Source organism: Pseudomonas mangiferae, from assembly GCF_007109405.1.
GTDB classification, from domain to species: domain Bacteria; phylum Pseudomonadota; class Gammaproteobacteria; order Pseudomonadales; family Pseudomonadaceae; genus Pseudomonas_T; species Pseudomonas_T mangiferae.
This window is the reverse complement of record NZ_VJOY01000003.1, coordinates 231,475-244,004: the sequence shown is the minus strand read 5'-3', so window position 1 is coordinate 244,004 and position 12,530 is coordinate 231,475. Positions and strand designations below refer to the sequence as shown.

The following is a 12,530-nucleotide window of genomic DNA, read 5'->3' as shown; positions in this document are numbered from 1 at the left end:
GAAAAAGGGCGACTCAGGTCGCCCTTTTTCATGGCACCCGGCCAACTGCCGCGCGTGACGGCCCATCGGGCGATCGGGTAAACTCCGCGACTATTTTTCGACGAGCAACCAGCTCGTGCTATTTCGAGTGTTGATCCGTGAGTGACCTGAGTCATATCCGCAATTTCTCCATCATCGCCCACATCGACCATGGCAAGTCGACGCTGGCGGACCGCTTCATCCAGATCTGCGGTGGTCTGTCCGATCGCGAAATGGAGGCCCAGGTTCTGGATTCCATGGACCTGGAACGCGAACGCGGCATCACCATCAAGGCCCACAGCGTCACCCTGCACTACAAGGCGCAGGATGGCCGTACCTACCAGCTGAACTTCATCGACACCCCCGGGCACGTGGACTTCACCTATGAAGTCAGCCGCTCCCTGGCGGCCTGCGAAGGAGCATTACTGGTGGTGGACGCAGGGCAGGGCGTCGAGGCCCAGTCCGTGGCCAACTGCTATACCGCCATCGAGCAGGGCCTCGAGGTCATGCCGGTGCTGAACAAGATGGACCTGCCCCAGGCCGAGCCGGAGCGGGTCAAGGACGAGATCGAGCACATCATCGGCATCGACGCCACCGACGCCGTGCCCTGCAGCGCCAAGAGCGGCATGGGCGTGTTGGACGTGCTGGAGCACCTGGTGAAGGTGATCCCGTCGCCCGAAGGCGAGATCGAGGCACCGTTACAGGCGCTGATCATCGACTCCTGGTTCGACAACTACCTCGGCGTCGTCTCCCTGGTGCGGGTCAAGCATGGGCGGGTGAAAAAGGGCGACAAGATCCTGGTGAAGTCCACCGGCAAGGTCCACCAAGTGGACAGCGTCGGCGTCTTCACGCCCAAGCACACCGAGATGGCCGATCTCAAGGCTGGCGAAGTGGGCTTCATCATCGCCGGTATCAAGGAAATCCTCGGTGCGCCGGTGGGCGATACCCTTACCCTGTCCACCACCCCGGACGTGGACGTGCTGCCGGGCTTCCAGCGGGTCAAGCCCCAGGTCTACGCCGGCCTGTTCCCGGTGAGCTCCGACGATTTCGAGGATTTCCGCGAGGCGCTGCAGAAGCTGACCCTCAACGACGCCGCGCTGCAGTACGAGCCGGAAAGTTCCGAGGCCCTGGGCTTCGGCTTCCGCATCGGCTTCCTCGGCATGCTGCATATGGAGATCATCCAGGAGCGCCTGGAGCGCGAATACGACCTGGACCTGATCACCACCGCGCCCACCGTGGTCTTCGAGGTGGTGTTGAAGAATGGCGACATCATTTATGTCGACAACCCTTCGAAACTGCCGGACCTGGCGTCCATCGGCGAGATGCGCGAGCCCATCGTGCGCGCCAACATCCTCGTGCCCCAGGAGCACCTGGGCAACGTCATCACCCTGTGCATCGAGAAACGCGGTGTCCAGCGCGACATGCAATTTCTCAGCAGCCAGGTGCAGGTCAGCTACGATCTACCGATGAACGAAGTGGTCCTGGACTTCTTCGACCGGCTGAAGTCCGTCAGCCGGGGTTATGCCTCGCTGGACTACGGCTTCGACCGCTTCGAAAGCGCCAACCTGGTGAAGCTGGATGTGCTGATCAACGGCGAGAAGGTCGACGCCCTGGCGCTGATCGTCCACCGCGACAAGGCTCACCACAAAGGCCGCGCCCTCACCGAGAAAATGAAAGAGCTGATCCCGCGGCAGATGTTCGACGTGGCGATCCAGGCGGCCATCGGTGGCCAGATCGTGGCGCGGACCACGGTCAAGGCGCTCAGGAAGAACGTTCTGGCCAAGTGCTACGGCGGCGACGTCAGCCGCAAGCGCAAACTGCTGGAGAAGCAGAAGGCCGGTAAGAAACGGATGAAGCAGGTCGGTAGCGTGGAAATCCCGCAGGAAGCCTTCCTCGCTGTGCTCAAAGTGGATAGTTAGGGTCTATGTCGATCAATTTCCCGCTGTTGCTGGTAATCGCCGTGGCTGTCTGCGGCCTTCTCGCCTTGTTCGACCTGGTGGTGCTGGCACCGCGCCGGCGGACCGCCATCGCCGCCTATACCGGGCAGGTGGGGGAGCCGGACCCGGACACCCTGGAGCGCCTGAACAAGGAGCCGATGCTGGTGGAGTACGGCAAGTCGTTCTTCCCGGTGCTGGCCATCGTGCTGATCCTGCGCTCGTTCCTGGTAGAGCCCTTCCAGATTCCGTCCGGCTCGATGAAACCCACCCTGGAGGTGGGCGATTTCATCCTGGTGAACAAGTTCGCCTATGGCATTCGCCTGCCGGTGGCGGAAACCAAGGTGATCGACATCGGCGACCCGCAGCGCGGCGACGTGATGGTGTTCCGCTACCCCAGCGAGCCGGACATCAACTACATCAAGCGGGTGATCGGCCTGCCGGGCGATACCATCAAGTACACCAGCGACAAGCATCTCTACGTCAATGGCCAACTGGTGGCGGAAACCCTGATCGGCGAAGAGCCGGGCACCCTGGGCAGCGCCACCCTCTACGACGAGAAGCTGGGCGACGTGGAGCACCAGATCCGCAAGGAAATGCGCCGCTACCGCATCGAGCCGGATCGCGAGTGGAAGGTGCCGGCCGAGCACTACTTCATGATGGGCGACAACCGCGACAACTCAAACGACAGCCGCTACTGGAACGACCCGCGGATCCCGAAGGAACTGCTGGGCATGGTTCCGGACCGCAACATCGTCGGCAAGGCGTTCGCGGTCTGGCTGAGCTGGCCGGAGCCCAAGCTGCGCAGCATGCCGACCTTCTCACGGGTCGGACTGATTCACTGATACGGCCGCGCCGCGTCCTGCGGCACCGGCTGCGGGCCCGGCGTTCCGCCGGGCTTCCAACTCAAGAAGAATGGGGTCGTACATGAGCGTTTCGCATTCGCAGAAAGGAATGTCGATGCTGAGCTGGGTGGTGGTGCTCGCCGTGGTGGCGTTCCTCGCCAGCGTCGCCTTCAAGATGATTCCGCACTACCTGGACTACATGTCCATGGACAAGATCATCAAGTCCGCCGAGACCGACAAGTCCACCGAGATCAAGTCGGTAGGCGACTTCTACAGCCACGTCGAGAAAGGCATGCAGGTGAACGGCATCCGGGACCTGAATTCCCACGACATCCTGACCGTGGAACTGGCGAACGATCAGTTCAAGGTCCACCTGAAATACGAGAAGCGCGAGCCGATCATCCAGAACCTCGATCTGGTGGCCCGTTTCGACAAAGAATACCGTCTGCGCCCGTGAGCTTTTCTCTGTCTCGACTCGAGCGTCAGCTCGGCCACACGTTCAACGACCAGGAGTTGATGACCCTGGCCCTGACCCATCGCAGCTATGCCGGTCGCAACAACGAGCGCCTGGAGTTCCTCGGCGACGCGATCCTCAATTTCGTCGCCGGCGAAGCCCTCTACGAGCGCTTTCCCCAGGCCCGCGAAGGCCAGCTGTCGCGCCTGCGGGCGCGCCTGGTGAAGGGTGAGACCCTGGCGCTGCTGGCGCGCGGTTTTGAACTGGGGGAATACCTGCGGCTAGGCTCCGGCGAATTGAAGAGCGGCGGCTTCCGCCGCGAGTCGATCCTGGCCGATGCCCTGGAAGCCCTGATTGGCGCGATTTACCTGGATGCCGGCATGGACGTCGCCCGGGAGCGGGTGCTGGCCTGGCTGACCGGCGAACTGGACGGCTTGACGCTGGTCGACACCAACAAGGACCCCAAGACCCGCCTGCAGGAGTTCCTGCAGTCCCGGGCCTGCGAGCTGCCGCGCTACGAAGTGGTGGGCATCCAGGGCGAGCCCCATTGCCGCACCTTTTTCGTCGAATGCGAGGTCAATCTGTTGAACGACAAGACCCAGGGCCAGGGCGCCAGCCGCCGGATCGCCGAGCAGGTGGCCGCGGCCGCCGCACTGATCGCCCTGGGCGTGGAGAATGGCCATGACTGATGCCTCGACCCCCCGCTGCGGCTATGTCGCCATCGTCGGCCGGCCCAATGTCGGCAAGTCCACCCTGCTCAATCACATCCTCGGGCAGAAGCTGGCGATCACTTCGCGCAAACCCCAGACCACCCGCCACAACATGCTGGGGATCAAGACCGAGGGCGACGTCCAGGCCATCTACGTGGACACCCCCGGCCTGCACAAGAACAGCGACAAGGCCCTGAATCGCTACATGAACAAGACCGCCTCGGCCGCCCTGCGGGACGTGGACGTGGTGGTGTTCGTGGTGGATCGCAGCCGCTGGACCGAAGAGGACCAGCTGGTGCTGGAGCGCGTCCAGTACGTCCAGGGGCCGCTGCTGATCGCGGTGAACAAGACCGACCGCCTGGAAGACAAGGCCCAGCTGATCCCGCACCTGGAGTGGCTGCAGCAGCAGTTGCCCAACGCCGAGGTGGTGCCGATCTCCGCGCAACTGGGGCACAACCTGGACACCCTGGAACGCCTGGTGGCGGAGCGCCTGCCGGAAAACGAGCACTTCTTCCCGGAAGACCAGATCACCGATCGCAGCAGCCGCTTCCTCGCCGCCGAACTGGTGCGCGAGAAGATCATGCGCCAGCTGGGCGCCGAGCTGCCGTACCAGATCACCGTGGAGATCGAGGAATTCAAGCAGGAAGGCCGCATCCTGCACATCCACGCGCTGATCCTGGTGGAGCGCGAGGGGCAGAAGAAGATCATCATCGGCGAGAAGGGCGAGCGCATCAAACGCATCGGCCAGGAAGCACGCAAGGACATGGAGGTGATGTTCGACTCCAAGGTCATGCTCAACCTCTGGGTCAAGGTGAAGGGCGGCTGGTCCGACGACGAGCGCGCTCTGCGTTCCCTGGGCTACCTCGACGAGTGAGGCGTCACGCCTCCCGTTCCCGGCGGCGGGCATGAACCCGGTCACGCCGGCCTTCGTCCTGCACAGCCGCGCCTACCGCGAGACCAGTGCGCTGGTGGATTTCCTCACGCCCCAGGGCCGCCTGCGCGCGGTACTGCGAGGCGCCCGCGGCCGGGCCGGGACCCTGGCCCGGCCCTTCGTTTCCCTCGAACTGGAACTGCGTGGCCGCGGCGAACTGAAGAACGTCGCCCGCCTGGAAAGCGCCGGCATCCCCTGGATGCTGGGGGGCGAGGCACTGTTCGGCGGCCTCTACCTCAACGAATTGCTGGTCCGGCTGCTGCCGGCCGAAGACCCCCAGCCCGCCCTGTTCGAACACTACGCCGCTACCGTTCCCGCGCTGGCCGCCAACCGGCCACTGGAGCCCTTGCTACGGGCGTTCGAGTGGCGCCTGCTGGACGAGCTGGGCTATGGTTTCGCCCTGGACCGGGATAGCCAGGGTCGGCCCATCGACGCCGACGGCCTCTACCGCCTGCAGCCGGACGCCGGCCTGGAGCCGGTGGCGCACCTGCAGCCGGGCATCTTCCAGGGGCGCGAGCTGCTGGCCATGGCCGAAGCGGACTGGCAGGCCCCCGGCGCCCTGGCCGCCGCCAAGCGGCTGATGCGCCAGGCCCTGGCCCCTCATCTCGGCGGTCGGCCGCTGGCCAGCCGCGAACTCTTCCTGAACCGCAAGGATTCCCCCCGTGACTGAAGCCAATCGCATTCTCCTCGGTGTGAACATCGACCACGTCGCCACCCTGCGCCAGGCCCGCGGCACCCGCTACCCCGACCCGGTGAAGGCGGCGCTGGACGCCGAGGAGGCCGGCGCCGACGGCATCACCGTGCACCTGCGCGAGGATCGCCGGCACATCCAGGAGCGCGACGTCGTGCTGCTCAAGGACGTGCTGCAGACCCGGATGAACTTCGAGATGGGCGTCACCGAGGCCATGCTGGCGTTCGCCGAGCGAATCGCGCCGGCCCACGTCTGCCTGGTGCCGGAGACCCGCCAGGAACTGACCACCGAGGGCGGGCTGGACGTGGCCGGGCAGGAGACGCGCATCCGCGACGCGGTACGGCGCCTGGCCGACAACGGCAGCGAGGTGTCCTTGTTCATCGACGCCGATCCCCGCCAGATCGAGGCGGCCCAGCGTGTCGGCGCGCCGGCCATCGAGCTGCACACCGGCCGTTATGCCGATGCCCACACGCCCGAGGAAGCCGCCCGCGAACTTCAGCGCATCCGCGAGGGCGTCACCCAGGGCGCCGGCCTGGGCCTGATCGTCAATGCCGGGCACGGCCTGCACTACCACAACGTCGAGCCCGTGGCCGCCATAGCCGGGGTCAACGAGCTGAACATCGGCCACGCCATCGTCGCCCATGCCCTGTTCGTCGGCTTCAAGGCGGCGGTGCTGGAAATGAAGCACCTGATCGTGGCGGCGGCCGGCCGTCGCCACTGAGCGGCCGCAGCTGGCCGTCCTCGTCGAAGCGAATCTTCAAGGAAACCCTCACGGCCAGGCCCCGACACCGGTTTACACGGAGGTCGCCCCCGAGGCCGGCAGCACCAGTGGCGCGTGCAGGGGCGGGACTTCTTTCGTACCGGTCATGGCTCGCGAGCCCGTAACGCCTTGGTAGGTGCCGGCGTCGCCGTATGGCTGGGCTTACGGGTCATGAGGGCGGACGGGACAGGCCAATGAAATACCGACCTGCATCCGCTGGGGCACCGCCCTTTTTGCAGCGCCTGGTTCGCTCGCCAATGGCACCGCCTGGGTCGGAAGGGCTTCGGATGAGAAGTCGCTAAAGCGCATCCATCCGACACCCTGCCTCCTTCGCCGTGCCTAGGGCTTGCGGGCCAGCAACACTGCCCGGGTCGGTGCTGGCAGGCCTTCCACGGTACGACTGGGGTCGCCGGGGGCGAGAAAGTCCGGCAGGGATTGGAAGCGCATCCACTCGGTGCTGCGCTGTTCGTCGAGGCCGGTGACGTTGACGTCCACGCAGCGCACGTCGACGAACCCGGCGCGGCGCAGCCAGCGCTCCAGCGCCGCCACCGAGGGCAGAAACCAGACGTTGCGCATCTGCGCATACCGATCTTCGGGCACCAGGACCTGGTGCTCGTCACCCTCCACCACCAGGGTCTCCAGCACCAGTTCGCCGCCCCTCACCAGGCAGTCCTTGAGGGACAGCAGGTGATCGATGGGCGCGCGGCGGTGGTAGAGCACGCCCATGGAGAACACCGTGTCGAACCCTTCGGGTTTTTCCGGCAGCTCTTCCAGGGCCAGCGGCAGGTGCCAGGTCTTCGCCTCGGGCAGGTAGCGCTTGAGGGCGAGGAACTGGCAGAGGAACAGCCAGTTGGGGTCGACTCCCACCACGCTGTCGGCGCCGGCGCCCAGCATCCGCCACATGTAGTAGCCGTTGCCGCAGCCCACATCCAGGATTCGCTTGCCGGCCAGGTCCAAGTGGGGCGCGACCCGCTGCCATTTCCAGTCCGAGCGCCACTCGGTGTCGATGTCCACGCCGAACAGCGAGAATGGCCCCTTGCGCCAAGGGATCAGGCCTTGCAGCGCGGCCCGCAGGCGCGCCTGTTGCCCGGCATCGCAGGAGCCTTCCAGGCCGACTCGGCTCGTCAGGTCGGCGTGCTCCAAGGGCAGGGCGGGCAGGGCTTCCACCGCACCTATCCAGCGCTGGAGGTCGCCGTGGCCGGTCGCCAGGCGCTCCTCCAGGATCGCCGGCAGGCGCGCGCACCAGTCCTCCAGGCGCGTGCCCCGGAGCTGTTGGCGCAGGGCGTCGTAGGCGAGCAGGTCGATCATGGCAGGGCGATCAGGGAGGCGAAGTTGAGGCACTGGAACCAGGGCACCACCTTGCTGAACCCGGCGGCCAGCAGGCGTTCGCGGTGGTCCTCCAGGCTGTCCGGGCGCATCACGTTCTCCAGGGCGCTGCGCTTCTGGGCGATTTCCAGTTCGCTGTAGCCATTGGCGCGCTTGAAGTCCAGGTGCAGGTCGTTCAGCAGGACGTGTTCCTCGAGGTCGTGGAAACGCAGCTTTTCCGAGAGGATCAACGCGCCACCCGGCAACAGCGCCCGATGCAGGGACTCCAGCAGACCCTGGCGCCGGTCCGGGGCGATGAATTGCAGGGTGAAGTTCAGGGCGATCAGCGAGGCCGGCTGCAGCACCAGGCCGAGGATGTCGGCCTCGACGACCTCCACCGGCAGCAGCTCCTGGTACATGGCGTCCTGGGCGTGCAGGTATTCCCGGCAGCGGTCCACCATGGCCGTGGAATTGTCCACCGCCACCACCCGACAGCCCTCGGTCTTCACGTGCCGGCGAAGGGCCTGGGTCACGGCGCCCAGGGAGCTGCCCAGGTCGTACAGGTGCGTGTGGGGCTGGGCGAAGCGCGCGGCCAGCACGCCGATGTTCTCGACGATGGTGGGGTAGCCCGGCACCGAGCGCTTGATCATGTCGGGGAACACCCGCACCACGTCTTCGTTGAAGACGAAGTCGGCCACGTTGCCGTGGGGCGTGGAATAGATGCGATCGGGCGTGTCGGTCACGGTCGGGTCCGCCTGGCGAAAAGGCGGCATTCTAGGTTCTGGGCGGTAGGCCGTCGAGGGAGGCCGTGGGCGTGACCCGGGCGACGAGAGGGCCGGGACTGGGATCGTCGCGGCGAGTGCGCCTCAGGCGGCCCGTCCCGGGCACGTCCTGCTGCGGTTGTAGCTGGAAGGGACCGGGCTCAGGGCCTGACCTCGACCCGGCAGTCGAACATGTCCGCCGGCGCCACACCGGTTTCCCAGGGGCGGCGCGAGATCAGCATGAGGTGACCCTCGCCGGCCTCGGCGGCCTTGAAGCGCCAGGTGGAGTGCCCGCCGCCGCCCACCAGCCCGTCGTCATCGTCGCCCGCCGCATAGACCTCCGGCCCCAGGCTGTGCAGGACATTGGCGGCGCCCTCGCGCATTTCCCAGCGGTAGCCGCTGGTGGGGTCGCTGGGCAGGGTGAGCACCAGCACCTGGTCGCGGGCGAGCTGCAACGGGCAGTCCTCCTGCTGCTGGACCAGCAGCGTACCGCTGGGCTGGCTGGCGCAGGCGGCCAGCAGGGTCAGCGGAGCGAGGCGCAGGGCGCGGGTGATGGGCTTCATCGAAGGACTCCTGTCGGCGGGATCGGCACAGGATAACCAGAAGCGGTGGGTGAGGAACACCGACGAGGCGCCGAGAAGGTGTCGCGGGGGGCGCCGGCGGCGAGAGGAGCGCTGAGGAACCCGCCGGGCGGCACGCGTCCGGACGCTGCCGAGGCAGCGCCCGGGCGGTGGTCAGGCGAACAGCACCTTGGCCACGTCGGCGTAGTGCTTGGCGAAGTGTACGGTGAGGCCGGTCTTCAGGTAGTCCGGCAGTTCCTCGAAGTCGCCGCGGTTGGCGTCGGGCAGGATCAGCTCGAAGAGCTTCTGCCGCCGGGCCGCAATGACTTTCTCCCGCACCCCGCCGATGGGCAGCACCTGGCCGGTGAGGGTCAGCTCGCCGGTCATGGCCACGCCTTTCTTCGGCGCCTGCTTGCGCGCCAGGGACAGCAGGGCGCTGGCCATGGTGATGCCGGCGCTGGGGCCGTCCTTGGGCGTGGCGCCCTCCGGCACGTGCAGGTGGACGAAGGCCTTGTCGAAGAACACCGGGTCGCCGCCGAAGCGCTTGAGGTTGGAGCTGACGTAGCTGTAGGCGATCTCCGCCGACTCCTTCATCACCTCGCCGAGCTTGCCGGTGAGCTTGAAGCCGCGGTTGAGGGTGTGGATCAGGGTGGCCTCGATGGGCAGAGTGGCACCGCCCATGCTGGTCCAGGCCAGTCCGGTGATGACCCCGACGCCGCCCAGTACCTGTTCCTTGCGGAACAGCGGCATGCCCAGGTAGTCCGGCAGGTCGCGGGGGCCGACCTTGACCTTCGACTGGGGGTCTTCCAGCAGCCGTATCACCGCCTTGCGGACGATCTTGCCCAGCTGTTTTTCCAGCTGCCGCACGCCGGCTTCCCGGGCATAGCCCTCGATCACCGCGGTCATGGCGCTGTCGCTGATGCTCAGGCGATCCTTCGGAACGCCGGCCTTCTCCAACTGCTTAGGCCACAGGTGGCGCTTGGCGATGGCCAGCTTCTCCTCGGTGATGTAGCCGGACAGGCGGATCACCTCCATGCGGTCCAGCAACGGCCCGGGGATGGAGTCCAGGGTGTTGGCGGTGCAGACGAACAGCACCTTGGACAGGTCCAGGCGCAGGTCCAGGTAGTGGTCGAGGAAATCGACGTTCTGTTCCGGGTCGAGGGTCTCCAGCAGCGCCGACGCGGGGTCGCCCTGGTAGCTCTGGCCCATCTTGTCGATCTCGTCGAGCATGATCACCGGGTTCATCACCTCGACGTCCTTCATGGCCTGCACCAGCTTGCCCGGTTGGGCGCCGATGTAGGTGCGGCGGTGGCCCTTGATCTCGGCCTCGTCACGCATGCCGCCGACGCTGAAGCGGTAGAACGGCCGGCCCAGGGACTCGGCGATGGAGCGGCCGATGCTGGTCTTGCCCACCCCCGGCGGGCCCACCAGCAGCACGATGGACCCGGCGATCTCGCCCTTGAAGGCGCCCACCGCGAGGAATTCCAGGATGCGGCCCTTGATGTCGTCGAGGCCGGCGTGGTGCTGGTCCAGCACCTTGCGGGCGTGCTTGAGGTCCAGCTTGTCCTTGCCGAAGACACCCCAGGGCAGGGCGGTGGCCCAATCCAGGTAGTTGCGGGTGACGGCGTACTCGGGCGAGCCCGTCTCCAGGATCGACAGCTTGTTCAGCTCCTCGTCGATGCGTTTCTGCGCCGCCGGCGGCACCTGCTTGCCGGCCAGCCGGGCGCGAAACTCGTCGCTGTCGGCGCTGCGGTCGTCCTTGGTGATGCCCAGCTCGCGCTGGATGATCTTCAGCTGTTCCTTGAGGAAGAACTCCCGCTGGTGCTCGCCGATCTTGCGGTTGACCTCGGCGGACAGCTCCTTCTGCAGGCGCGCCACTTCCACTTCCTTGCGCAGCAGCGGCAGCACCTTCTCCATGCGTTTGAGGATCGGCACGGTGTCCAGCACTTCCTGCAGCTCGTTGGCCGGGGCCGTGGTGAGGGCGGCGGCGAAGTCGGTGAGGGGGGAGGGCTGGTTGGGACTGAAGCGGTTCAGGTAGTTCTTCAGTTCTTCGCTGTACAGCGGGTTGAGCGGTAGCAATTCCTTGATGGCATTGATCAGCGCCATGCCGTAGGCCTTGACCTCGTCGCTGGCCGGGGGCTGCTCCTTGGGGTATTCCACTTCCACCAGGTAGGGCGGGCGATGGCGCTTGAGCCAGCCGGTGATGCGCAGCCGCGACAGGCCCTGGGCGACGAACTGCAGCTTGCCGTTCTCGCGGCTGGCGTGGTGCACCCGTACCAGGGTGCCGTATTCCGGCAGGGTGCTGGGGTCGAAGTGTCGCGGGTCCTCCGGCGGCTGGTCCATGTAGAACAGCGCCAGGCAGTGGTGGTCGCTGTTGGCCACCAGATCGAGGGTCTCCGCCCACGGTTCCTCGTTGACGATCACCGGGAGGACCTGGGCGGGGAAGAAGGGACGGTTGTGGATCGGGATGACGTACAGCTTGCTCGGCAGATGCTGGCCGGCCAGCGCCAGGCCCGTGCTGGCCTGCACCGCTTCGGCTTCGAGAATGTCCTGGTTGATATCCTGATCGCTCATGGGGCACCGTCTGAAAGGGTCACGCAGCCTTAGATGGGGAGAGGGCCCAGGCATTTCAACCAATGCAGCGGTTTTTGCCGCTGGCGTAGCGGCAGGGTGCCATGCGGTGCTGTGCACGGCGGGCGCGGTTCTCTAGAATCCGGCAAAACCCGATCGTGCGCCGCCCATGCTCAAAGCCCGTTTCATGCGTCTGGAAGACCAGGCCACCGAACACGCCCACGACTATCACCAACTGGTGATGTCGGTGTCCGGGCGCGCCGAGTTCGAGGTCAACGGCCGCGGCGGCGAGGTCTGCCGGATGCGCGCCTGTCTGGTGCCGGGGGACGCCGAGCACCAGTTCGCCGGCATGGGCGACAACCGCATGCTGATCCTCGACCTCAACGAGCAGGACATGTCCGCCGAGGACCTGGAGCTGCTCGGCCGGTTGTTCGATTCGCCGCGCTTCCCGGCCCTGGATGCCGACTTCCAGAACCTCCTCAACTACGCCGACGCCGAGCTGACCCGCTACGGCAGCGACCCGCTGCTGTCCCGCGCCCTGGGCGGCGTGCTGATCCGCGCCTTGCACCTGCGGCTGTTCGGCGAGCACACCCGGCGCAAGGTGGGGCCGCTGGACCTGGGGCGCCTGGACGCCTACATCGGCCAGCACCTCGGGCGGCGCATCAGCGTCGCCGAACTGGCCCAGGTGGCCTGCGTCAGCCCCAGCCATTTCCACGTGCAGTTCAAGGACTGCGTCGGCCTCACGCCCCACCAGTACCTGCTCAAGGCGCGCCTGGACCGGGCGGCCCGCCTGCTGCGGGAAAGCCCGCTGCCGCTGGTGCGGATCGCCGAGGAGTGCGGCTTCTCCAGCCAGAGCGCGCTGACTACCGCCATGCGCCGGTACCTCGGCCTGACTCCCAAGCGGGTTCGCGGCGCCCCTTGAACGCGGAGTGACCTGCCGGTCACTCCATAAGGGATGCGTTGTCGAGAACAGGAGCTTTTCGCAAAAAC

Annotated in this window: 12 protein-coding genes; 8 read left to right on the top strand and 4 right to left on the bottom strand. The window is 66.4% G+C overall.

Annotation, left to right across the window (positions count from 1 at the left end):
- Positions 1 to 137: 137 nt before the first annotated feature.
- From lepA to pdxJ, 7 genes are all read left to right on the top strand, one after another.
- Positions 138 to 1,937 (top strand): translation elongation factor 4, encoded by a 1,800-nt coding sequence (lepA, locus tag FM069_RS05460; RefSeq protein WP_143487275.1) that lies wholly within the window; start codon positions 138 to 140, stop codon positions 1,935 to 1,937.
- 5 nt (positions 1,938 to 1,942) lie between these two features.
- Entirely contained in the window at positions 1,943 to 2,797 is an 855-nt protein-coding gene (lepB, locus tag FM069_RS05455; protein WP_143487274.1) for a signal peptidase I, read from the top strand.
- An 82-nt stretch (positions 2,798 to 2,879) separates the two neighbouring features.
- Positions 2,880 to 3,254, top strand: a complete 375-nt coding sequence (locus tag FM069_RS05450) for a DUF4845 domain-containing protein (RefSeq protein ID WP_143487273.1) — start codon at positions 2,880 to 2,882, stop codon at positions 3,252 to 3,254.
- The gene (gene rnc, locus FM069_RS05445) at positions 3,251 to 3,940 is read left to right on the top strand and encodes a ribonuclease III (RefSeq protein WP_143487272.1); all 690 of its coding nucleotides are present in this window, start codon (positions 3,251 to 3,253) and stop codon (positions 3,938 to 3,940) included. Before FM069_RS05450 ends, rnc begins: the two co-directional genes overlap by 4 nt.
- A complete protein-coding gene (era, locus tag FM069_RS05440; RefSeq protein WP_143487271.1) occupies positions 3,933 to 4,835 on the top strand; it encodes a GTPase Era in 903 nt (300 codons plus the stop codon). Before rnc ends, era begins: the two co-directional genes overlap by 8 nt.
- Before the next feature lie 31 nt (positions 4,836 to 4,866).
- Positions 4,867 to 5,562 (top strand): DNA repair protein RecO, encoded by a 696-nt coding sequence (gene recO / locus FM069_RS05435; RefSeq protein ID WP_143487270.1) that lies wholly within the window; start codon positions 4,867 to 4,869, stop codon positions 5,560 to 5,562.
- A complete protein-coding gene (gene pdxJ, locus FM069_RS05430; RefSeq protein ID WP_143487269.1) occupies positions 5,555 to 6,304 on the top strand; it encodes a pyridoxine 5'-phosphate synthase in 750 nt (249 codons plus the stop codon). Before recO ends, pdxJ begins: the two co-directional genes overlap by 8 nt.
- A gap of 378 nt (positions 6,305 to 6,682) precedes the next feature.
- Here pdxJ and cmoB read toward each other — a convergent pair whose 3' ends face one another.
- The 4 genes from cmoB to lon form a co-directional block, all read right to left on the bottom strand.
- Entirely contained in the window at positions 6,683 to 7,651 is a 969-nt protein-coding gene (gene cmoB, locus FM069_RS05425) for a tRNA 5-methoxyuridine(34)/uridine 5-oxyacetic acid(34) synthase CmoB (RefSeq protein WP_143487268.1), read from the bottom strand.
- Complete coding sequence (cmoA, locus tag FM069_RS05420; protein WP_143487267.1) at positions 7,648 to 8,391, bottom strand: carboxy-S-adenosyl-L-methionine synthase CmoA; 744 nt, start codon at positions 8,389 to 8,391, stop codon at positions 7,648 to 7,650. The genes cmoB and cmoA overlap by 4 nt, the downstream gene beginning before the upstream one ends.
- A 179-nt stretch (positions 8,392 to 8,570) precedes the next feature.
- Positions 8,571 to 8,972 carry a protease inhibitor I42 family protein gene (locus tag FM069_RS05415; RefSeq protein ID WP_143487266.1) on the bottom strand — a complete coding sequence of 134 codons (402 nt, stop codon included), beginning with the start codon at positions 8,970 to 8,972 and terminating at the stop codon, positions 8,571 to 8,573.
- A 171-nt stretch (positions 8,973 to 9,143) separates the two neighbouring features.
- Complete coding sequence (lon, locus tag FM069_RS05410) at positions 9,144 to 11,543, bottom strand: endopeptidase La (RefSeq protein ID WP_143487265.1); 2,400 nt, start codon at positions 11,541 to 11,543, stop codon at positions 9,144 to 9,146.
- A 166-nt stretch (positions 11,544 to 11,709) separates the two neighbouring features.
- Here lon and FM069_RS05405 point away from each other — a divergent pair, with 166 nt between their 5' ends.
- Positions 11,710 to 12,462, top strand: coding sequence for a helix-turn-helix domain-containing protein (locus FM069_RS05405; RefSeq protein ID WP_143487264.1), 753 nt, complete (start codon positions 11,710 to 11,712; stop codon positions 12,460 to 12,462).
- The last annotated feature ends 68 nt before the right edge of the window (positions 12,463 to 12,530 follow it).

Coding starts and splice junctions, on each gene's coding strand:
- lepB (WP_143487274.1), top strand. CDS start 1,943: ATGTCGATCAATTTCCCGCTGTTGCTGGTAATCGCCGTGGCTGTCTGC.
- FM069_RS05450 (WP_143487273.1), top strand. CDS start 2,880: ATGAGCGTTTCGCATTCGCAGAAAGGAATGTCGATGCTGAGCTGGGTG.
- era (WP_143487271.1), top strand. CDS start 3,933: ATGACTGATGCCTCGACCCCCCGCTGCGGCTATGTCGCCATCGTCGGC.
- recO (WP_143487270.1), top strand. CDS start 4,867: ATGAACCCGGTCACGCCGGCCTTCGTCCTGCACAGCCGCGCCTACCGC.
- cmoB (WP_143487268.1), bottom strand. CDS start 7,651: ATGATCGACCTGCTCGCCTACGACGCCCTGCGCCAACAGCTCCGGGGC.
- FM069_RS05415 (WP_143487266.1), bottom strand. CDS start 8,972: ATGAAGCCCATCACCCGCGCCCTGCGCCTCGCTCCGCTGACCCTGCTG.
- lon (WP_143487265.1), bottom strand. CDS start 11,543: ATGAGCGATCAGGATATCAACCAGGACATTCTCGAAGCCGAAGCGGTG.
- FM069_RS05405 (WP_143487264.1), top strand. CDS start 11,710: ATGCTCAAAGCCCGTTTCATGCGTCTGGAAGACCAGGCCACCGAACAC.